Origin of the sequence: Priestia sp. D3YE.R1, assembly GCF_049199565.1 — a bacterium.
In the GTDB taxonomy this organism is placed as follows: domain Bacteria; phylum Bacillota; class Bacilli; order Bacillales; family Bacillaceae_H; genus Priestia; species Priestia aryabhattai.
This window is the reverse complement of the sequence record NZ_JBLTHW010000002.1, coordinates 1,066,179-1,087,020: the sequence shown is the minus strand read 5'-3', so window position 1 is coordinate 1,087,020 and position 20,842 is coordinate 1,066,179. Positions and strand designations below refer to the sequence as shown.

At 33.3% G+C, this 20,842-nt stretch carries 27 protein-coding genes and 1 pseudogene; 10 read left to right on the top strand and 18 right to left on the bottom strand.

Annotated elements, in window-relative coordinates:
- Window positions 1-117: 117 nt before the first annotated feature.
- The 3 genes and pseudogenes from ACOZIR_RS17725 to ACOZIR_RS17715 all read left to right on the top strand — a co-directional run bounded on the left by ACOZIR_RS17725 (window position 118) and on the right by ACOZIR_RS17715 (window position 1,777).
- Window positions 118-957, top strand: coding sequence for an alpha/beta fold hydrolase (locus ACOZIR_RS17725; RefSeq protein WP_045291296.1), 840 nt, complete (start codon window positions 118-120; stop codon window positions 955-957).
- A 1-nt stretch (window position 958) separates the two neighbouring features.
- Window positions 959-1,070 (top strand): annotated as a pseudogene (locus ACOZIR_RS17720) (IS6 family transposase); the annotation flags it as partial.
- 119 nt (window positions 1,071-1,189) lie between these two features.
- Window positions 1,190-1,777 carry a DUF4825 domain-containing protein gene (locus tag ACOZIR_RS17715; RefSeq protein WP_310878980.1) on the top strand — a complete coding sequence of 196 codons (588 nt, stop codon included), beginning with the start codon at window positions 1,190-1,192 and terminating at the stop codon, window positions 1,775-1,777.
- Between the two features lie 41 nt (window positions 1,778-1,818).
- On the opposite strand, the gene ACOZIR_RS17710 is transcribed toward ACOZIR_RS17715, so the two are convergent.
- The 11 genes from ACOZIR_RS17710 to ACOZIR_RS17660 all read right to left on the bottom strand — a co-directional run bounded on the left by ACOZIR_RS17710 (window position 1,819) and on the right by ACOZIR_RS17660 (window position 7,978).
- Complete coding sequence (locus tag ACOZIR_RS17710) at window positions 1,819-2,232, bottom strand: YjdF family protein (RefSeq protein WP_045291298.1); 414 nt, start codon at window positions 2,230-2,232, stop codon at window positions 1,819-1,821.
- 164 nt (window positions 2,233-2,396) lie between these two features.
- Window positions 2,397-2,666 carry a hypothetical protein gene (locus ACOZIR_RS17705; RefSeq protein WP_045291301.1) on the bottom strand — a complete coding sequence of 90 codons (270 nt, stop codon included), beginning with the start codon at window positions 2,664-2,666 and terminating at the stop codon, window positions 2,397-2,399.
- A gap of 98 nt (window positions 2,667-2,764) precedes the next feature.
- Entirely contained in the window at window positions 2,765-2,995 is a 231-nt protein-coding gene (locus ACOZIR_RS17700; protein WP_045291303.1) for a hypothetical protein, read from the bottom strand.
- 249 nt (window positions 2,996-3,244) lie between these two features.
- Window positions 3,245-3,934: an alpha/beta fold hydrolase gene (locus tag ACOZIR_RS17695; protein ID WP_080890148.1), complete on the bottom strand. Its 690-nt coding sequence runs from the start codon at window positions 3,932-3,934 to the stop codon at window positions 3,245-3,247.
- A 165-nt stretch (window positions 3,935-4,099) separates the two neighbouring features.
- Window positions 4,100-5,023: a LysR family transcriptional regulator gene (locus ACOZIR_RS17690; RefSeq protein WP_193377148.1), complete on the bottom strand. Its 924-nt coding sequence runs from the start codon at window positions 5,021-5,023 to the stop codon at window positions 4,100-4,102.
- 384 nt (window positions 5,024-5,407) lie between these two features.
- Window positions 5,408-5,983 carry a hypothetical protein gene (locus tag ACOZIR_RS17685; protein WP_045291305.1) on the bottom strand — a complete coding sequence of 192 codons (576 nt, stop codon included), beginning with the start codon at window positions 5,981-5,983 and terminating at the stop codon, window positions 5,408-5,410.
- Between the two features lie 92 nt (window positions 5,984-6,075).
- The gene (locus ACOZIR_RS17680) at window positions 6,076-6,408 is read right to left on the bottom strand and encodes a hypothetical protein (protein WP_045291306.1); all 333 of its coding nucleotides are present in this window, start codon (window positions 6,406-6,408) and stop codon (window positions 6,076-6,078) included.
- A gap of 111 nt (window positions 6,409-6,519) precedes the next feature.
- Window positions 6,520-6,873, bottom strand: coding sequence for a hypothetical protein (locus ACOZIR_RS17675; RefSeq protein ID WP_045291307.1), 354 nt, complete (start codon window positions 6,871-6,873; stop codon window positions 6,520-6,522).
- A 115-nt stretch (window positions 6,874-6,988) separates the two neighbouring features.
- Window positions 6,989-7,189 carry a hypothetical protein gene (locus ACOZIR_RS17670; RefSeq protein ID WP_152640838.1) on the bottom strand — a complete coding sequence of 67 codons (201 nt, stop codon included), beginning with the start codon at window positions 7,187-7,189 and terminating at the stop codon, window positions 6,989-6,991.
- Window positions 7,190-7,229: 40 nt separating this feature from the next.
- Complete coding sequence (locus ACOZIR_RS17665) at window positions 7,230-7,460, bottom strand: DUF3923 family protein (protein WP_045291309.1); 231 nt, start codon at window positions 7,458-7,460, stop codon at window positions 7,230-7,232.
- Between the two features lie 212 nt (window positions 7,461-7,672).
- Window positions 7,673-7,978, bottom strand: a complete 306-nt coding sequence (locus ACOZIR_RS17660) for a hypothetical protein (protein WP_045291311.1) — start codon at window positions 7,976-7,978, stop codon at window positions 7,673-7,675.
- Window positions 7,979-8,108: 130 nt separating this feature from the next.
- On the opposite strand from ACOZIR_RS17660, the gene ACOZIR_RS17655 reads away from it, so the two are divergent.
- On the top strand, window positions 8,109-8,609 hold the full coding sequence (locus tag ACOZIR_RS17655; RefSeq protein WP_045291312.1) for a GNAT family N-acetyltransferase: 501 nt from the start codon (window positions 8,109-8,111) through the stop codon (window positions 8,607-8,609).
- A 97-nt stretch (window positions 8,610-8,706) separates the two neighbouring features.
- Here ACOZIR_RS17655 and ACOZIR_RS17650 read toward each other — a convergent pair whose 3' ends face one another.
- Window positions 8,707-9,210 carry a DinB family protein gene (locus ACOZIR_RS17650; RefSeq protein ID WP_310878977.1) on the bottom strand — a complete coding sequence of 168 codons (504 nt, stop codon included), beginning with the start codon at window positions 9,208-9,210 and terminating at the stop codon, window positions 8,707-8,709.
- Between the two features lie 98 nt (window positions 9,211-9,308).
- On the opposite strand from ACOZIR_RS17650, the gene ACOZIR_RS17645 reads away from it, so the two are divergent.
- Both ACOZIR_RS17645 and ACOZIR_RS17640 read left to right on the top strand, forming a co-directional pair.
- Window positions 9,309-9,722 (top strand): hypothetical protein, encoded by a 414-nt coding sequence (locus ACOZIR_RS17645; RefSeq protein ID WP_045291314.1) that lies wholly within the window; start codon window positions 9,309-9,311, stop codon window positions 9,720-9,722.
- A 287-nt stretch (window positions 9,723-10,009) separates the two neighbouring features.
- Window positions 10,010-10,624, top strand: a complete 615-nt coding sequence (locus ACOZIR_RS17640; RefSeq protein WP_045291315.1) for a DUF998 domain-containing protein — start codon at window positions 10,010-10,012, stop codon at window positions 10,622-10,624.
- A 112-nt stretch (window positions 10,625-10,736) separates the two neighbouring features.
- Here ACOZIR_RS17640 and ACOZIR_RS17635 read toward each other — a convergent pair whose 3' ends face one another.
- Window positions 10,737-11,333 (bottom strand): YdcF family protein, encoded by a 597-nt coding sequence (locus ACOZIR_RS17635; protein ID WP_045291317.1) that lies wholly within the window; start codon window positions 11,331-11,333, stop codon window positions 10,737-10,739.
- A gap of 905 nt (window positions 11,334-12,238) precedes the next feature.
- Here ACOZIR_RS17635 and ACOZIR_RS17630 point away from each other — a divergent pair.
- Together ACOZIR_RS17630 and ACOZIR_RS17625 are read left to right on the top strand one after the other, a co-directional pair.
- Window positions 12,239-13,354, top strand: a complete 1,116-nt coding sequence (locus tag ACOZIR_RS17630; RefSeq protein WP_421535739.1) for an FtsW/RodA/SpoVE family cell cycle protein — start codon at window positions 12,239-12,241, stop codon at window positions 13,352-13,354.
- 141 nt (window positions 13,355-13,495) lie between these two features.
- Window positions 13,496-14,686, top strand: a complete 1,191-nt coding sequence (locus tag ACOZIR_RS17625) for an FtsW/RodA/SpoVE family cell cycle protein (RefSeq protein ID WP_045291321.1) — start codon at window positions 13,496-13,498, stop codon at window positions 14,684-14,686.
- Between the two features lie 232 nt (window positions 14,687-14,918).
- Here the strand turns inward: ACOZIR_RS17625 and ACOZIR_RS17620 are convergent, their stop codons facing one another.
- The gene (locus tag ACOZIR_RS17620) at window positions 14,919-15,830 is read right to left on the bottom strand and encodes a peptidoglycan-binding protein (protein ID WP_045291322.1); all 912 of its coding nucleotides are present in this window, start codon (window positions 15,828-15,830) and stop codon (window positions 14,919-14,921) included.
- 315 nt (window positions 15,831-16,145) lie between these two features.
- Here ACOZIR_RS17620 and ACOZIR_RS17615 point away from each other — a divergent pair, with 315 nt between their 5' ends.
- A complete protein-coding gene (locus ACOZIR_RS17615; protein WP_052942376.1) occupies window positions 16,146-16,643 on the top strand; it encodes a DUF2062 domain-containing protein in 498 nt (165 codons plus the stop codon).
- A 510-nt stretch (window positions 16,644-17,153) separates the two neighbouring features.
- Here ACOZIR_RS17615 and ACOZIR_RS17610 read toward each other — a convergent pair.
- Together ACOZIR_RS17610 and ACOZIR_RS17605 are read right to left on the bottom strand one after the other, a co-directional pair.
- Window positions 17,154-17,537, bottom strand: a complete 384-nt coding sequence (locus ACOZIR_RS17610) for a YkvA family protein (RefSeq protein WP_045291325.1) — start codon at window positions 17,535-17,537, stop codon at window positions 17,154-17,156.
- A 105-nt stretch (window positions 17,538-17,642) separates the two neighbouring features.
- A complete protein-coding gene (locus ACOZIR_RS17605) occupies window positions 17,643-18,080 on the bottom strand; it encodes an NUDIX hydrolase (RefSeq protein WP_045291327.1) in 438 nt (145 codons plus the stop codon).
- A 378-nt stretch (window positions 18,081-18,458) separates the two neighbouring features.
- On the opposite strand from ACOZIR_RS17605, the gene ACOZIR_RS17600 reads away from it, so the two are divergent.
- Window positions 18,459-18,653, top strand: a complete 195-nt coding sequence (locus ACOZIR_RS17600; protein WP_237758414.1) for a hypothetical protein — start codon at window positions 18,459-18,461, stop codon at window positions 18,651-18,653.
- A gap of 229 nt (window positions 18,654-18,882) precedes the next feature.
- Here the strand turns inward: ACOZIR_RS17600 and ACOZIR_RS17595 are convergent, their stop codons facing one another.
- Together ACOZIR_RS17595 and ACOZIR_RS17590 are read right to left on the bottom strand one after the other, a co-directional pair.
- Window positions 18,883-20,229 (bottom strand): MFS transporter, encoded by a 1,347-nt coding sequence (locus tag ACOZIR_RS17595; protein ID WP_421535724.1) that lies wholly within the window; start codon window positions 20,227-20,229, stop codon window positions 18,883-18,885.
- 16 nt (window positions 20,230-20,245) lie between these two features.
- A complete protein-coding gene (locus ACOZIR_RS17590; RefSeq protein ID WP_328120050.1) occupies window positions 20,246-20,821 on the bottom strand; it encodes a TetR/AcrR family transcriptional regulator in 576 nt (191 codons plus the stop codon).
- Between the last annotated feature and the right edge of the window lie 21 nt (window positions 20,822-20,842).

Sequence of the window (20,842 nt, the reverse complement as noted above, 5' to 3'; positions counted from 1 at the left end):
GAGATAGACAGAATAATGGATTTCCTCAGTAAAATTCCAAAAGGAAATATCCTCATTTTAGAGAACTGAATAAAGGGCTGCTTTTCATTTCTCTAACATTTAAAAGGAGGTATACGAATGAATGAACAAATACTAAAAATAAATAACGTAGAGATTTACACAGAAAGTTTTGGGAACCCAGAAAATCCTGCTGTACTTTTAATAATGGGAGCAATGTCCTCGTTAGATTGGTGGGATGAAGACTTCTGTCTTCGCCTCGCTGAACAAGAGAGATTTGTTATTCGTTACGACCATCGTGATTTAGGCCGCTCTACCACTTATCCGCCGGGTACTTCTAACTATACAATAACGGATATGGCTGATGATGCAATTGGCGTTTTAGATGCTTACTCTATAGAAAGAGCTCATATTGTTGGAATGTCTTTGGGCGGAATGATAGGTCAGATTCTTGCTCTTAGATATCCGGATCGCATAGATTCTCTTACTTTAATTGCATCAAGCGTATTTGGAACTGAGGCGGAAAAATTGCCTCCAATGGAACAGCGTATACTTGATTATCATACAAAAAGCACTTCCATAGACTGGTCAAATCAAGAGGCAATCGTTCACTACCTTGCAGGTGGATGGAAAACTTTAAGTGGAACAAAACCTTATGAAGAGGAAAGAATGTATAAGCTAGCAAAAAGAGAAGCTGTCCGTGCCAAACAGCTGCCGAGTAGATTTAACCATGCTTTGCTTCAAGGAGGAGGCCAATATTATGACAGGTTGAGTGAAATTAGCACACCTACGCTGATTATTCATGGAACAAAAGATCCGGCACTGCCTTATGAACATGGACTTGCGCTTGCAAAAGCTATTTCTCATGCTAAATTAATAGCTCTTGAGGGTACAGGACATGAAGTTCATAGTGAGGACTGGGACCAAATTATCGAAGCAATTGTAGTGATTAGCTCTTAAAAATAAAAAAAGAGGAATGAAGACTTCAAAGCGCTTTTTTAAGAAAGCTTTGGGGTCTTTTCATATTTCAAAATTCCTTCCTTCTACTAGCAGTTGACAAAAACGTTTCCTATAGCAAAGGGTATTTTGTACAAAAGTACCTGCATCTTTTCAAGGCAGCCTATTTACGATACACTAATAATTCATGAAATATCCACATAAGGGTATTAAAGTAAGAAAATGGAGGGTTTTTATGAGATATTTTAAGGTATTTTTTTGTTTAATCTTATTACTCCTAGTAGGCATAACCGGCTGTTCTTCAAAAGAAGAAGTCACAAGTATTAACACTGTTGATGTACAAAGGTTTAAAGAGCACAGCGGAACTTATGTCGGAGATAATTCTAACGTAGTAGCTATCGTAAGAGCATTGCCTGGAGGAGAAACGTTTAAAGAAATCGATCTACATAATAAAACACCAAAAATAATTTATGGTACTAAAGAAGGCTCTTTATCAGAAGATGAAACGTTAAAATATTGGTTTAACGGTAAGAATACATTGGAGAAAAACTTTCTTTACAATGCTATTTATTTAACAATATTAGTGCCTAATGCTCAAGGTTACAATTTTAAAGTAGACAATCAAAAATTCTCAGTATCTAGAGAAGAAATGGAACAGTTTATTTCTGACAACATTAAAACTTTACCGGATAGTAATAAATTATTTGATAAAGAAAAAACACAGCAATTTATAGATGATAATAAAGAAAAGATAAATAAAACAGTTAAATCGGCAGCTATTCGAGAACAATTTTTTAAGAATGTTCCTATAGTAAAAGAATAAGAACAAATAAAGAGCCTTAAATAAGGCTCTTTATTTGTTTTCTATTTGCCTTTATGCTTAGCTTTTGCCTTTTGTTTCTTTAGGAAATACTTTTGTTCCTTCAGTTCTTCACGATATTGTTTAGCTTTCTTTTTTCTACTTTTTTTCTTTTCTTCGTACTCTTGCTTCATGGCTTCTTGAGCTTTAGTCGAAATACCAACCTTATTTATCTCTTTTGCTACTTGGCGCTGTAAGCGTTTTGGATTTACCTTTTTATTAGATTTTATTTTTGCATCAAGACCTGCATGAACTGATTGATTGATCACCTCTAGCAATTTGTAATAAATGAAGTCTAATATCTCTGTATCTTTTGGTTCTGCTCCAAATATATAACGAAATGCTTTTAACTTACCGCCTTCTACAACTTCAATAATTCCTACCCAAAACTGACCATCATGGTAAATCGTTAGTGACATAACGATTCCCTCCTCTACACATACTATGAAATGATGGACATCCCGAGGAGGGGAAGGTTACTGACATTAATACATATCAATGCATCCGGACTACCAACCGAATTATGTTTTTACATCTCACATACAAATTTTAACATAAAAACTTTTAATATCACTACCTTCTTTTATTTTTCGCCGAAATTCATTGCAAAAAATAAAAAGCCCGCTATCATAAATATTGGAATTACTACAAAAGAGATTAAACTAAAATATTTCATCAGCCCTTTTTCTTGTTTTCCAAAAGCTATTATTCCACATGAGAATCCTATTAAGTAAACAGTGATACATACATACAAAATTTTTGAGCTGTGTATGGGTGTAAAATACTGTCCAACACCAACAACCATCCCCAGCAACGATAACCACAGTGAATATTGACTAAAACGTTTTTTCAATTTGGACCTCCCTGAACTAGGTACATGTTTATATGGCCCATTTAGTTATCATCTGCCATAATGTACTTAATCATCAGTAGAAAAAAAGCTTGGATGGATCACTTCAAACTCTTTTTTCTATAAAGAAAAAATCCTACTAAAGCCCCTAATACAGCTATAACTATACTAAAGCGAATTAGGTGAATAATATAATCAATAAGGTTTAAATAGGTTGTTTCTGTTACACCATCACCGACTGATTCAACTTCTTTATATGGAATCACAAAGAAACCTAATGACCCTCCTAAAATAAGGCCATAGACAAAACCTTTTTCTATAAATTTCAACAAGAAACTCTCCTCCTTTCAAAAATACGCATTCAATGAGTTATAGCATTCTCTACTACTATTAAAAGACATTTATTTATATTTCATAAAAAATATTTTATTATGAATTTAATTACATATAATCTATATATTAACATATTCGCGTATTAAAAAGGAGACTAACGTATAGTCTCCCTTTCTATAAAAGTTTAATAACTTTAACCATGTTATTTACTTAACCAAATTTTCAAATTAAATAAAAGATCCAGAAAGTCACGAAACAAGGAAGCTTTTCACAGCAGTTAAAAAAGCGGATAAGTTTCCTGCATGCACCTCATGTCCAGCCCCTTCTATCGTTACTAATTTACAATTTGGAATGCGCTTAGAAACTTCCTGCAATTTATCTTGAGGGATATGGCTCGATCCTCCTCCTATAATGAGAGTAGGTGCAATTATTTCTGTAAGACTTCCCCACCATTTAGGGTTGGGGGTGTTTAACTGTTGAAGAATTGAAGGTACAACCTTCCAGTCAAACGGTAAAGAACCAGGAGGTTTGGCAGGAATTTCGAACTTTTCTCCTGTAAAAGGTGGAGGAGTGTCTTCAACAATCAATTGATCTACCCTTTCTGGAAATGTTTCAGAAAAAAGATAGGACACCGTACCGCCCATAGAATGCCCAATCAACGTAAAGCGCTCCAAATTCATCGCATTTACGAACTGAAGTAAGTCATCACACATAAGTTCAAACGTATAGGTGCCGGTTCTTTCACTTCCACCGTGTCCTCGCTGATCTAAAGCTAAAAATCGATATTCCTCTCCTAATACAGCTGCTACTTCATCCCACGACTCTGCACTCATTCCCAAAGCGTGAAGTGCAATAATGGCGGGTGCCGAAGCTTCGCCCGACTCTCGATATTGAAATGTTAAACCATTTAGTTCAATTTGATTTACTCCCATTTTCAAATTAGATCAACTCCTAACTCAGATTTCACCAATTAAAATCTAGTTTATTAAGGTTCATCTATATATTAGTGAAGAAATGAAGATTTCCTTCACCTCTTATCTTATTAGGAAAGATATTAGATTATTTTATGTATCCTGTGTAATTCTTTAGTCAGCATAATTCACCTAGAGTTTTTTACTTTCGATACCTATATAATTTAAACCAAAAGTACTGCAAGCCAATTGAATAAAAGATTGTAAAGGAAGAGACATAAATTTATCTTTATGCCAAAACATCTGTGTATAAAGAGGCGTATCAATTTTAGTACAAGCCAATTCTTTTAACATGCCGTTCTCAAGCTCTCCTTTTACTACTACTTCGGGCAATATCGCAATACCTAAATCTAGCATGACGCATTGCTTAATAGCTTCTACGCTTACAAATTCAAATTTAGTGGATGTACAAATACCCGCCTCGCGAAACAAGTTTTCCAATACTACTCGATATGAACAACCTGATTCGGTATACAACAGAGTCTCATTCTCAAGATCTTCTAAGTAAATTTCCACTTTATCAGCTAAAGGATGCTGAGGAGAAGCTATAATTTTTAGGTTTTCTGCAACAAGACATTGCGTATGTAGATTTGCATCGTAATGCTGAATAGGCTCCATTGTAAAGGCAATATCAAGAGTTCCATCTAGTAGCTGCGCTCTTGTTTGTTCTTGAGAGTAGATGGGCTTAAAGATCATTTTAACCTTTGGAAATTGATCCTTAAACTCTTTTAATATTGGAGGCAATCTATATGTACACTGACTTTCAGAAGATCCAATAATAAGCGTACCCGCAGGCTCCTCCACTCCACCTACAGCGTTTTTTGCTTCCTTAGTCAGTTGAATCATTTTATCGGCGTAACTTTTAAATTCTCTACCTGCCTCTGTTAAAACCAATCGCTTTCCGAGACGTTCAAATAAAGGAGTTTCAAGTTCATTTTCAAGAGCTTTTATTTGGGCAGTAACACTTGATTGAGCAAAATTCAAAATTTTAGCCGTATGGGTGAAATTTAAGTTTTCTGCAGCTGTTTTAAATGTAATCAGTTGTTTTATTTCGATTTTTCTCACCTCTTTATAATCGGATATTTCGATTGATTCAATCGGAATGTTCATCTGTAACGATCGTTAATTTCATTATAAAATATGGTAAATCAAACCACAACATACTAAATATAAAGAGATAAGGGGAAATCATAATGACTATAAAAAAAGAAAATACAAAAGAATCAATTAGCCTCACGCAAAAAGAAACAAGTGAAAAAAGCTTCAAATACTACTGGAATGAAATTATTCGAGCGCTTATCGTGACTAAATGATTAAAACTAATCTCACACGTAAAAAAAGCTGTCACATAAAAGCGCTTAAATATAAAAGAATAATCCACTAACTCCGTATGTTACCAGAGTAAGTCGATTATTCGCTTATTTACACTTGAAAGCATGTTTATTGTCTTGAATCTAACCTGAAATCCGCAATGTCCTTGTCATCTTGAGAGATGATGAGTGTGCCTTTTAATGCATTAGCCTGTAGCTTTTTTAGTTTTTCTTCAGCTGGCAAAAGAGGTAATTCACTATTTTTTTGTTTTGCTCCTAAGGTATAACTAAGAGTGAATTTACTTGTTCCTTTAGATGGAGTTTCTCCTATACTCATACCAATCCCTAACTTATTGTTATCCATATTATAAATATTTGAACCAATTGCTTCTTTTACAGCTGATACTAACTCTTTATCTGGTTCTATGCGAATGTTTATTTTATCAGGGTCAGCGAGAGCCATACTATTATTGGACGTATTTTCCATCGTGAATGTATAGTGTAACTCCGTTGGAACGATACGTTTACTTTTATTCTTTTTATCAGGTACTATCATTTCCCCAACGATTTTTTTATCATCTGTCAGCATTACCTCTGCTTTTTGTAATTTTAAGTAATCAACATTGTTTACATATTCCGTTTTTGAACAAGCGGAAATGATAAACAACAAACAAATAACAAACGAACCAAGATAGAACTTTTTCATAACACCCCTTTTTTATCCCACCTCTATTTCAAAATAAAAATGATACACTATCTTTATTTAATATAATGAGTTTTATAGACACTTTAGTATCTTTATTGACGAGAATATAAAAACCACATAGGCATCTCTGTGTTTTCAATTAGCAACACTTGTTCATGCTTAGGATCACCTTTAATACCATAAATAAAATCACCATTTTGTGTTTTGCCAAAGGCTCTAAAATATTTCTTAGAGTCGTACTTCGTTTGATCGGCCATCTCCATACACTTATAATTTCCATATGTATCACTTAAAAGCTTTGTGTTAAACATATTCTCCTCTTTTGTTACATAAAACTTGTCGTAAGAAAAAAAGAAAAAATATATACTTAACGCCCCTATAATTGTTATACAACTAGCTAAACCCCATCGAATTTTTTTATTCACTTTCGACCTCTTAAAAAATTTTTTTCTTTACTATAATTAGGTTTTGATATATGTAATACGCTCACATAGAACGTATTTTCTGAAAGATAAAGTAGTCAAATTAAATAATACTCACCTTTTTTGGACGACCTTTTTCATTAACTGACTTTTATGATCTTTATCTTTAACTATAATATAATCCTCTGTTCCTTTTACTGAATAGATTTTTGAACCAACTGTAAAATAGTTTGATTGATTATTACCTGCGGGCATTTTAGTTGCTTTAGTTTTCTTTTCTATTGTCCCTATTTGGCCTCCTATTTCTTGTGTTTGATCTAATTTATCTTCTGTTCCGTTATATTCCTTGTTTTCAACTACAATAATGATGGCAGAAGAACTTTCTTTATTCGTTCCTGTACTTTCTTGATTACATGCAGTTAGAACGGTTAAATAAACTACTGACAGAAAACTAAGTGTTCTCTTCATAATAGCCTCCGAAAATCATTTTCCTTACCCCTTGATTAAAATTGATATTAGGCGATATACCAAGTTCAGTGACGTATCATAATGTATTCGAAAACGAACAATCCTAAAAGTTCTATTAAACAAACTTTCCGGGTTCCTCCACATAAAAATCCACATAACCGCAGCTTGAACAAACGTAAGGTATTAACTCACTGTAATTGTGATTATTATTCAATACGCTGCTTGGTGTTTTATTTACACCTACTGTACCAGGTGATGATTGAATACGGGCTTTGGTTAGAGCTGAATCACATTTAGAGCACTTTTTTCTTTGCATACATATCACCCTTTCTATTTCATAACATCCTTCCTATTTTCTATAGTACATGCTTACTAACTTTAAAATTAATAATTAGCCATATAACTTGAATAATCAAAGGGAAAATAAATGCAATTAGCAACACTATAAATCCCAATAATTTTAGCTCCGGTGTTTGGGTAACACCCGCTCCATCCACTTCTCTTGTCCAGATAACAGCTGTGCCTACAGCGAAAAGTATGATCCAAATTATATTAGCTATACACCAGGAAATCCATCGTCTTTTCACATCATCACTTCTTTCAATTTAAGCTGCATCTTTCTTTATTAATCCCCAGATAAGAGCAATGGTAGAAATAGCTCCACCTACCGCAAAGAGATAAGAAGAAAACGGTATTGTTTCATGTATGAATAAACCTCTTATTCCATAAAAACATAGGATAATAGTGCTGATTAAACCAATCATAAGCCGAATATTTTTATTGATCGTTTTCTCCCCCTTTAGGCTTCTCTTTGCACCTGATCCTTTATCATAAGCCCGAATAAAGCGAAGAAGTTCAACACAACCAGCAATCCATAATAAAAGCCTATCCCTTCAAAAAGCAAAGAGAGAATAGGAAATATCATAGATTCAAAGCCAAATAACATAATAATAAGCCCAATTCCTTTAGCGAGCTGTTTTTCATCCTTAGGTGTAAATATCTTTCCATACCCAGCAATAAAATTAGTACTACCTTTTTTCCATACATGTTTCCCAATATAAATGATGAAGCAGCTTACTAAACATATAAATAATACGTTTAACATCAGATATTACCCCTTCTTTACACACTCCAATTTAACATATATAGTATATTTTACCATAAAAATTTACAAATATTATGTATTAAAGGTGGACTCATAAAATATAACACTATAAAATATATACATACTAATTATAGATATCTTAATTAAACAAGAACTCACTGAAGAAGTTGTGAAAAGCGCCTTTTTAAATGAAGAATACAGCGATAAGAAAGAACATTTACTGGTAAAATGGATTAGAAAGTCAGATCCCTTTATTCCTGAACTTTCATTAATCGCATTTAATCAGAATGCAGGTATTATAGGTCATATTCTTTTATCTAAAATAACAATTGCTATCGATTCTTTGGCACTTGCTCCAGTTTCAGTTGCATCTCCGTATCAAAAGCAAGGTGTTGAGAGCCAACTAATACATGCTGCGTTAAAACGCGCAAAAGAGCTTGGTTATCATTCAGCAATTGTTTTAGGGCACAAAGATTACTATCCTAAGTTTGGATTTAAACCAGCTAGCTTATGGAATATATATGCTCCATTTGACGTGCCTGAAGAATTTTTTATGGCCATAGAGTTAACAGAAGGATCTCTAAAAAATGTGCAAGGTGTTGTACATTACTCAAAAGCTTTTTCAGAGTAAGCACTAACTGATTAATTAGGTTTTACGTAAAGGCTGCCTGGAAAATAATTTTATAGTATTTTCTATGGGCAGCCTCTTTTTTATTTACCTGATATTATTAAAGCGGTGGGTTTTCCACACCTAAATGAACCCAATCTTCTTTTGGAGGTCCATAAACTCCAGCAGGTTTTAGGCCTGCTTGACGCATAAGAATGGTAATCTGACCTCGGTGATGAACAATATGCTTGATTAGTCCCATTAAGATTGTGGCATTTGATTGGGTTCTTCCGAACGCTTCTTGAGTGTGTTCTAGGGATTCATCTGTCCATTGCTGTTCAATGATTTTAGCAGCATGAGAACTTACATTTTTAAAGGTTATAGCGATTTCCTGTGCTGAAGATGGAACACTTGCTGTACTTTCAATTCTGTCTATGCTTAATCCGAATTCAGTTAGGTAATCTGGAATATTTGTTGTAAAATGCCAAGCAATTCTCCCTAACGTACGCCCTTCAGGATACACTTGTTGTTTCAACGAATCATCCGTCAAGCTATCTAAAACTTTTTGAGTCAGCATGGCTTCGTTGTTCCATTCTTGGATAAAATCTGAAATGGTATTATACATATAAAAGACCTCCCGATATAAATCTAATCTAAATCAATAACTAAATAATATCATAGAAGAAAAATAAGTTGGTTTATTTACTAAAGGAAGGGGACTTTATGTTATTTAAAGCTACCGCTCAAAAAACTATTATTTTTACTCTATTACCTTTAAATGCTTTATTATGGATTCAAGCAATTCAGTATAAAGCACTTGCCTTTTTACTTCTTTTGGCTATCCTTTGTTCGTTTCTTGTGCTTTTCATAAGATATGAATTTGAAATAGACAGAGATACTTTAACCTATAGAATATATATATTATGGTTTAAAGTATATGCAAAAACCGTTAAACCAAGGGACATTAAAAGAATTGTATTTAAACGGTTAAGTTGGAAATCAAAATTAGCAGTAGTAAAAGTAGAAAACGGGTGGAATATGCGAATAACATTATTTAATCCACCAAATGTTTTTAAGGAGTTAGAAACATTTGCACATGAATATGATGTAGATATTCAAAAAACAGCAGATTATTAAATTCTAGAGAAAACATCTTGAATGCCACCGCGTTTTGGATACATTAAACTACACGTAAGTCAGGCCGTATAATAATCAACGTTGTTCATTTCTAATTAAGCTGCTTTTGGACCTCTCTACTGCTACAAAGCATTAGTAAAGAGGTCCTTTCCTAAACACCTCCAAGTTAAACACTTTGTTCTCCTTCCTCACACCAACCCCAAGCCCTATATAAAAATAGGCTTCAAGGTCATTATTTTTAACATTATTTGGATATATAATTCGTATATAACACTTTTTAAGAGGTGATGATTCTGTATATATCAAAAAAGGTTGGCATTTTAAGCTGGTTTGCTACTTGCTTGTATTTTTTAGTTGAACCTTTCTTTATTTTGACTTCAACTGCTCCCTACAGTTTTTTAAATCACGCAATGAGTGATCTTGGCGTAACTTCTTGTGGAACCTACACCTATTCAATTGCACCTCATGAAATTTGCTCTCCTCACCATTTCTGGATGAACGTATTGTTTATTATAAATGGATTAACACTTTCAATTGGTGTTTTGTACATTTCACAAAACCTAAAGAAAACAAAAATAACCCAACTTGCAACAGCTTTTATTCTTATATTAGCTTTAGGTAATATTGTTTCAGGCTTTATACCGGCTGATATAAATTTATTTTGGCATTCAATATTCGCTCAGCTTGGCATGATCAATGTTTTAGCTGGTCTTTGGATATATGCATCCTCTTTAAACAGGGGCAAGTATTGGACTTATGGCTGCTTAGTCTCCTTACTAGTCATCCTTATACTTATTATGCTTGTATTTTTTGTTCCTATGCCTACCGGCCTGTTGCAAAGATTATTCTATTTAGTAATCTTTATATGGGGCACCGTGCTTTCCTTTATGTTAAACAAGTAATCTATTATCATTCCATTTCATATGAGCTTATAAGATTACGTTAAACTACTCGTAATTTTAAACAGCAAAAAGTCCATAGAGGCATCCCCTATGGACTTTTTATACGATTTTGTTAGATAAATTCTCTTAATAATTCTTTAGATTTCTTTCCGCTAAAACCAAAATAATTGCCAATAAGCTTGACGTATTCTGTGTAGGTAACTTTTCTATTTAAAGCAGTTTCCCACCATCTCTGTGGATTATAATAACGACTTCCACTAGAACAATAGGTTAATTGTATTTTGGTATCCTTAAATTCTTTATTAAAGTTTTTTTCTACCCTTTTCATATGATAGTTGGAAGAAACAACAATAGCGGATTGAAAATGATTGTTCATCATTAGCTCTTTTGTAAATTTAGCATTTTCCATAGTACTTGTAGCGTGATTTTCTAATATAATTGAATCCTCAGGTATCCCAGAGTCTTTGGCTTGATGATAAAAATTATTCTCTTGACCGTTCGAAAGAATTAAATGAGACGCATAGCCTTTTTTATATAATTCAATTCCTTTCTCCAGCCGATCATTATCACCACTTAACACAATAATCACGTCAGATTTTACAGGCTTTTCGTTTACGACAAGCTCTTTCCCGGCAAACAGAAAAAAAATAATCCCTAATCCCAGCATGAATATGCTGATCTTTACTCTTCTACCTTTAATTTTTTGCATATAGACCCTCATTTAAAAAGTTCACTTCATATCGTATCATAAAGCTCAATATTCATAAAAATAAAAAGGTAATCTTCAAAAAAATTTTGCGCGCTGCAAGTGATCACACTTTTATATAAAAGTTAGAAGGTAAAACTTTAACAAACATTCTTTCTAAATATTTTTATATATCACCTTAAATTTCTATAAACTTAATATTTTTACTTATTTGTATTAATATTTATATTTTCACTTATTTTTCATTTTCCTATGATAAAATCACGATGACACAAGAAGCAAGCAAAATAATTTATTTATTAACCTAAAAAGCTGACCATCATGGTCAGCTTTTTGAGTTAAAAGAGAATTAACGACATCATAGCTTTCTATATTCATTGAGCCAGTGCACTTTAATCTTTAGTAAGATTCTAAGTTTTTTATTAGGCAAATATTTTTCCTTAATGTTAAACTGTTTCCCGAAGGAAAAATAAATCAGGATTCAACTAAACTATATGATTTGCTAGCGTATATAGGCATTTCAGTCTCTTCTAAGTTAAAATTTTATTTTTAAAGGGTTTCTTACGCCCAAAAAGTTTCCTTTAGGCAAATTTATAGTATTCAACAAAAAAAATAAGTTGAAGTCAAAAAATAGCTTTTTCATTAAATTAGGACTATTAAACGCTTTTAATTATACAGGCTATCCCTTGGTAGACCTTTTATATAAAAAATACAGGTAAAACAGATTGGAGGTTTGGGATAAATCATGAGAAGAAATCTATTTTATTGATGTTTTTTTAATTCTACATATATTAGAGAAACTTATGTTCAGTGATTGGAATAGAAATTTAATAAAGAAAAGGTGTTTTAAAGATGGAACGCAAGAAGTCGGAAAGCTTTAATTATGGTCTCGCTTTTACACTGCTGCGCTGTTTTTTATCATTAGCTGTATAGCTATTTATAACGCGCAAAAAACAGGACAGTATTCTACAAACTTTGTAATTAAACAAGTCGAATGGTACGCAGTAGGTATTGGAATTATCTTCCTCACCATGAGGCCCGATGAGGAACAATGGGACCAATTCACATGGTTCTTTTATGGGCTAAATATTTTTATCCTTATTTTACTCATCGTTTCTCCTCAAAGTATTGCTCCTGTCAAAAATGGTGCAAAAAGCTGGTTCGTCCTTCCTGGTATTGGATCGATACAACCTTCGGAATTCACAAAGATCTCTTTAATCTTAGCATTTAGTAAAGTGATACGAAATCACAACGAAAAATTTCGCGTAAGAGATATAAGAAGCGATGTTTTACTCGTTGGAAAGCTAGGAGCTACGTTAGCTGTCCCTATTCTTCTTATTATGCAGCAGCCCGATTTAGGAACGGCACTTGTGATGATCTTTTTATTCTTTGTCATGATATTCGTTTCAGGGGTAAGTTTTAAGCTCATTCTTCCTACCTTTACTTCTATTATAGGAATCGCTTCAGGTATTTTATATATGGTTTTGAACCACCCAAAAATGTTGGAAAAATATTTGCACGTTCAATCCTATCAGTTTGATCGTATCTATGCGTGGTTTGATCCGGAATCTTATGCAAACAGCTTGTCTTACAACTATATGCAAGTGTTAAAAGCAATAGGTGCAGGATCCATTTCAGGAAGAGATACATCAAAGTTTTCAGTATATGTTCCTGAAAAACATTCAGACTTTATTTTTAGTGCAATTGGAGAAAGTTACGGCTTCGTAGGAACTAGCCTTATCCTTTTCTTATTTATGGTGCTTATTTACCAAATTATTACCGTCGCATTTCAGACGAAAGATCAATTCTCTACATACATTTGTACCGGCGTTATTTCAATTGTTTTCTTTCATGTCTTAGAAAATGTGGGCATGTGTATAGGCCTTCTTCCGATAACGGGAATACCACTGCCGTTTATAAGCTACGGAGGAAGTGCGTTAATGAGTACGATGTTTTTGATGGGACTAGTATTAAATATAAGCTTTCGATCAAAGGCTTATATGTTTGATCAGGATGTGAGGTAATACAATGACTAGTAAAAAAATAGCTAAAGAGATAAATTCAGACCTAAAGATTCGTATGAAAGTATTGAAATATATGTGTATTTTTTTATTTTCTCTCTTGTATATAGCCGTTATTAGGTGGTTTTTTTAGGAGGAGTTTTTATGTTCAAAAAAATTCTAAAGTGTTACGATTACAAATTTATTGCTGCATTAGTTGTTTTAAGCCTAATCGGTTTAATTATGGTTTACAGTGCCAGCATGGTAACAGCGATTAGTCGTTATGGTGTATCTGGGGATTATTTTTATAAAAAACAAAAGCTTGCTCTTATAGCAGGCTTTATCATATTCACATTAGCGGCTATCATTCCGTATAAAATTTATCAGGAAAAAGCAGTATTAAAAATTTTATTAGGTGTCGCTGTTGCACTCCTTATTTTAGTTTTAGCTTTTGGACATACAGCAGGTAATGCACAAAGTTGGTTTAAAATTGGGCCTATTGCTATTCAGCCGTTAGAAATAACAAAATTAACGCTCATTATCTATTTAGCTGCTGTTTTTGCAAACAAACAAGAGTATATCAATGATTTAAAAAGGTCGATTCTTCCACCTATGCTGGTTGTGCTTTTTATTTGTTTTTTAATTATTTTGCAGCCTGATTATGGCGGAGCCTTGCTTATTTTAGGAACAGTTGCAGCTATTGTGTTATGTTCAGGCATTTCAAAAAAATCCATTTTAAAAATTAGTTTATTAGGCGTAATTGGAACACTTGTTATGTTAGCCGTTTTATTAGTAACCGGAAACATGGACCTTTTGTTTTCTCCGGGGCGTTTAGCTCGTTTTACTGGATTCTTACATCCTTTTGAAAATCAACAAGGCGATGGATATCAACTTGTTAATTCCTATGTAGCTATAGGAAATGGAGGAATATTGGGTATGGGGCTGGGCCAAGGCATTCAAAAAACGGGCTACTTGCCTGAATCACATACGGATTTTATTATGGCCATTATCGCAGAAGAGCTGGGATTTTGGGGTGTACTTCTTGTATTAGGGCTACTGTTTTTTATTATTTTTAAAGGATTAAAAACAGCTATTAAGTGTCGTGATCCTTTTGGAGCACTGTTAGCTATTGGTATTTCCGTTATGATGGCTGTTCAAGTATTTGTAAACCTTGGAGCTGTCACGGGTCTTCTTCCTATTACCGGGGTCACCCTCCCTTTTATAAGCTTTGGAGGTTCTTCGCTTACATTGTTAATGCTTGCTGCAGGAATACTTACCAATGTTTCGATGTTTAACACATACACTCAAACATATAAAAGCCAGTCAGTGGAACAAGCTTATATAAGGAATGTTTAACGTTTGAATCGCTAAGTGGTGTATGTTGGCTATTGTGGTTGTTATTAACAAGCTTTTACAGAAGACACATATCTCTAATTCTTTCAAGCAAGCTCAACCTTCATATTAACACCACTGCTCGCTGCTATAATAAAAAGTCCTGACTATATATCAGGACTTTTTACTTGATTTACATACATAATAATAAAGCTACCGTTTAGTTTCAATTGCTGTGTTTTTTACTAGTAATCTATTATAGGATAGATTTACTTCCTAAATAACGAGGTGCCCAGTAAGAATTGCTTAACGATGCAATAGTTACACCCGTTGAACTTCCAGCATGAATAAATTGCCCATTTCCAATATAAATTCCAGCATGTGAAGGACCTCCAGTAGTATCGAAGAATACGATATCTCCAATATTCGGAGTAGATGTACTTTTTCCTGACTGATACAAGGTAGCTACTGTTCGCGGTACAGTTACTCCACCTCCATTTTTAAATACGTAATAAATGAAACCGCTGCAATCAAAACCGTTTGGAGACGTGCCTCCCCAAACATATGGCACCCCTATAAATTTTTTAGAATAAGCAACAATATCGCTAGCTGTCGCTTGCGTTGAACTATTAACAGTTGAAGAACCAGTAGTGCTAGTAGATGCGTTATTTAAGGCATTTAAAGTAGCCGGACCTACTATTCCATCCATAGCTAACCCATGATCCCGCTGAAAATTCATAACGGCAGTTTGAGTAATTGTGCCAAAATACCCTGTTGGTGTGGCGTTAAAGTAACCTTTTTCCTTTAACAGCTGCTGTACTTTTTCAACTTCATTACTAGTCATTCCATATTTTAGAAGCGTACTGCTTGTAACCGCACTTGTTGAAGTAGCTATTAACGCTTGATATGTATTGGGTCCCACAATTCCATCAGCGGTTAAACTATGAGAACGCTGAAAGCTTAGAACTGAATCTTTTGTAATTGAACCAAAATAGCCAGTCGAAGTAGCTGAAAATATGCCCTTCTGTCTTAAAACATCCTGTAATTCTTTTACGTCTGGATCTGTCATACCTTCTTTTAATAGCTTGTCTCCTAAAGCTGCATGGCTTATTGTTGGTAAAACAATCAATGATGAGCATAAAGCTAATGAAGAAATTATCTTTTTCACTAAGTATATCCCCCGATGTTATATTTTTCTTGTTCTTGACTATAAAATTTTAGCAGGGAGAAATAGAAAAGAAACAACCCATTTGTGAATTTTTTGTGACAATTTTAAAAAACACTTGATTTATTAGGATGTAATTATTTATTTTGTCATATAAAGTATAAATATACTTATAATGGTTAAAGTTACGATTCTTTAACCTTACTCTTCTTTTTACGTATATACCGCTAAATCTTTCATACAATAAAGCACCTTTTTATGGTTGTAACCATAAAAAGAAAAAATAGGATACAAGCGTAAAGAGATAGGAGGAATAATGTGAGCAAAATAGTGGTTTTGAAGCGCCGGTTTAAATACTTACTTATTAAACTATTACGATTAAAAGATCATTCACATAAAGTTGCGCTAGGTTTTAGTCTAGGTTCTGTTGTGAACTTTGTTCCTACCTTTGGATTTGGCCTTATAATATCCGTAGGTTTAGCTAAATTATGTAAAGGAAACAGCATAGCAGGACTTATTGGTGGAATGTTTTTTATGTGGGCCTTTCCGTTTATGTTTTACTTGAATACAGTAGTTGGAGGATATATATTCCCAATCGATCTTGATCAAACTTTACTTCAGAATACAGATGGAGATTTAGATAATCGACTAGAACTAGGAGCAAAAATAGGAAAGAATTTTTTAACAGGTATGATTCTTAATAGCTTCTTATTTGGAAGTATACTCTATATTGCTAGCTACTATATTATAAATCAGTACAGAGGCTTTCTCTTACACTACATCTCTAAAAAATGGATAGTAAAAAAAACGTACTAAACAAATGGATTATTAGTTTAATTTCAACCTTTATTTCTACTTGTAAATCAATATAATTTATATAAAAATATAACCATTAACCTGAACATTTCTTCAAAAGGCATAGAGATAAATTAGCCCATAATTGATACCTGAGGTTACCAACCATGGGCTAAGATACAACCTTTGTTTTTGCTTTAAGATGCATATGGAGGAAATAAGGATCTGCTTTCACTCCTTTGTTGAAGATAATACAGTCTGTTTCACCCATTTCTTTCGATTTCTTTGATCAATGATCCATCGATACAAACTTTGTATACCTAGTATCAAAGAGATGCTGACCCCGCTAGCTGCTAGGATTAATGCAAAGTATTCTACAGGATTGTATGCAAGTATACTTCTCCAGTTGATTCTCCCGATAAAATCCTTTACTACAAGCCCCATTCCAAGCATTTGACCTACTACTCAATAAACTCTCTAGAGATTGTTTAGCTTCCTTATATATATCTTTTTTTCTTTATAAGAGTACATTCAGTTTAAGAACTTAAAAACAATAAAACAGCTCCACATAAAAATAAGCAGCCACACTATGATAATAATTGAACCCGCAACCCAATTTTTAGGTTTTTCATTTTGAATGAGCTCCTCTGCTTTTATTGTGCAGTCCTCTATTACATTTTTAGGAAGCATCTTCAAAGCAAGCATAATTCCTAAAGGAACAATGATTATATCGTCAATATAGCCTAAAACCGGTATAAAATCAGGAATTAAATCGATTGGACTGAAGGCATATGCAACCACACAAGCAGTAAATACTTTGGTATACCAGGATACTCGTTCATCTTTATAAGCTAAGTATAAGATAAATAGCTGCTTTTTTAACTTTTTAGCCCACAGCTTTAATTGATTAAGCATGTTTCCTATTCTCCTTTGCTATATATCTGGACGGTTTGATGCCATATAAAAATTACTTTTATTCCCTTTGATATCTACACATTTCTCTTATTAATAAATTTAGAACTATAAAAATAACTGATTAATGCAATCATCTTGATTTGCAGCTAGTTTTGGAACAGCTCCAACAGGAACCCAATAATAGAAAAAGATTAATCCTGCATCTTCTCCTTCAGAATTCACCTTATATTCCCACCGTTCTGCCGTTTCTTCTTGAACTTCTAAATGAAAAACATGTCGTTCATGATACTGATTTTTACCTTCATGATGATAAACATATTTTTTCAATTTTGTTACCGATAAAAACTCCATTAACCCAGACTCTTCTTCGACCTCTCTATATAAAGCTTCTTCAATTGTTTCTCCTTCTTCTACAGTACCGGCTGGAACTTGAACTCCTGCTTCTGGATAATCTTTGTGTTCGCAAACTAGTAACTCTGTATAGGGCTCATTGAATCTAGTTATGTAAGCCATAACTTTTGTTATAGTGGTCTTATTCTTCACGTTCCCTTCCTCCTTTAACAGCTACTAATTGGAAAACTTCTTTGGTAAATTATACATACATATGTTGGGTTGATCTAAACTCGCTTTTAAAATCTATGAGATAGACAATCTGTAATTTATTCCCAATCGTTGTTTCTAGATTCAAAAAACTGTTTATTTATAGGTGAATTAACAGTAAAATTCACATCATACAGCTCAAGGGGGTTAAAAATGGCTATAATGCACTTGATTGTTATAACTACAGTTACTTGCTTACTTTTACTTTCATACAAACTGGGCAGAACAACATCTTCTTTAAAATATACAATACCTTTAACTGCAGAAATGATTAGTCTAGGTGTTGTTAGCATAAGCTAATTTTACGGAGGATTAACTGGTATGGGAATTGGAGTAGTGAATTTTGCTATTTTTATAGGATCTATTATATCTATAATCATCATATCAGTAAGTGAGATAATAAGAAGTAAAGAAAGACCTACTACTAAAACAGTTAATGCGATTCCTATTGCCATTTCTCCCCGCCTTTCTTATAAGCAAAAGGTTTTATCTTTCAACCTAGCCCGCGCTTTTTAGCTCTAGTGCTACTATAAATATATTTGTAATGACAAATGAGATTAACCCTTCTCTCATTGTGATTGAACTTTTTATCTGTATATCTTTTCAGCTAAATACTACCATTTAAAAAAGCAATTCACAGAAATTTAGTCGAAAAATAAGTAATGCCCCTATTTCAGAAGCATTACTTATCTTGATAGACTAATAGTAAATCGTATATATAACCAACAGCTTTATCAAAAAACAACTATGCTTTTGCACTGGAATTATTGCTGCTTATTACATCTTGGCTACTAGATTTAATGCTTCTAGCTACTAGTATACCTACTATCCCCGATATCCCTAAAATAATGAAGATGTAGTTATAACTTGTAACAAGAGCGATAAGCGTGGACGAAATAATACTTCCGAAATAACGAAACGTTGAATAAATGCCGGAGGCTGTACCAGATTGCTCTTTGCTTACCGAGTCTAGCGAGGCAACCTGCATGCTTGTTAAACCTATTCCGGTCGAAAAACCTCCAATAATTAAAGCCACTATAAGAAAAAGAATAGATCCAACGTTCTCTAAAGATAGAAAAAGAATAGTAGAGACAATGATCATAGCAAAAGAAAATCCGATCACTTTTTTAGAGCTAAACTTATTGTTTAATACTCCTCCTATCCAACCGCTTACAGACATTGAAATCGAAAAAACCGATAAAACAATACCCGTTTGCGCTGTAGATAAATGAAATTGAGACTTCATTAACAGCGGCATAATTAATAAAATTACATACATAACAAAATTGCTAAGCATAATAGATAAATTAGCGCTTGTAAAAGTGGAATTTTTAAATAAAGAAAAATCGATAATCGGGTTTTCTGCCGTATTTTCTCTTTTGATAAACAAAATTGTAGATAGAATAAATATTATTCCCATTATTGAAGCATTGGTAAATTCCATACCGTGTGTCAACAAGATTAATAAAGAAATGCTAATCGCTAAATAGATAGAACCTTGAATATCTAAAGTACTTGTTTGCTTTTTAACATTAAATTTAGGAATCATAACTATTCCACTGATTAAAGCTAAGAAAAGAAAAGGAACGTTGATCCAGAATATAGCTTCCAAATTGAAGTTTTCCAGCAGGACAGACCCTAATAAAGGTCCAATTGCAGCACCCAAACCCATCCCCATTCCAAATATACCTAAAACTTTAGGAAGCCGTTCTTTTGGTACAACATATCTAATGATTGCTATAGTGTTTGGAGTAAGTAAAGCTCCTCCTACTGCCTGCAGTGATCGAAAGATAATAAGGGAAATGAGATTAGTTGAAAATATACAGCCTAAAGATGCTATTAGAAAGAACACTACGCCCCATAAATAGATATTTCTGTTTCCGTACAAATCTCCTAGCTTTCCAGCGATAGGCTGAGTAACAGCCATTACAATTAAATAAATAGTTACTACCCACGAAATATTTGCAAGTGGTTCATTAAAATGAGCTGATATGGTTGATAGAGCAACGGCAATCATGGTCGAATTAATTGGTACAAGAAATGTCCCAATTAGTAATGAAATAACCAAGATAAGCTCTTTATGTTTACCCAAACATTATTGCCTCCTTTTAGTGGAGAGAAATTCCTTTTATAAACGTGTTTATACTGTTTTTTATCATACCTTGATAATCTGCATGTAAGGCTTTGTCTCCAAAATTCAGTTTATACATAAAATATCCCCAATACGTACTTAGGAAAATCTCTGCTTGTGTGCAGCAATCTAATTCTTTGATATATCCTTTCTCTTGCATTTCTTCAAAGTATTCTTTTAGTATTTTTTTCGTATCATTAATTTTTTTTATAATTTCTTCGTGCGCCTGTGAGAAAATTAAAGGATCTTTTAAAGCAATTGAAATCATGTCTCGGTTATTATCAAAGTCTTTTAGTAACAGGTAACCGAAATTCGTCAAATCTTTTTCAAGCTCCCATTCAATTGATTTATCAAAGATCTCAAGTGAAAAGCTTGTTGTTTTGACAATAGCTTGAATAATGCCTTCTTTATTGCCAAAGTGGCGAAAAACAGTCAATTCATTCACGCCAGCTTGTTCTGCAATTTCTCTAGTAGTAGTACCTTTATAGCCCTTTTCTTTAAGCAGTTCTATTGTAGCTTTTGTTATCTTCTTTTTTGTTTCATCTTTTTTCATGTTAATCATCCTTTATGCTTC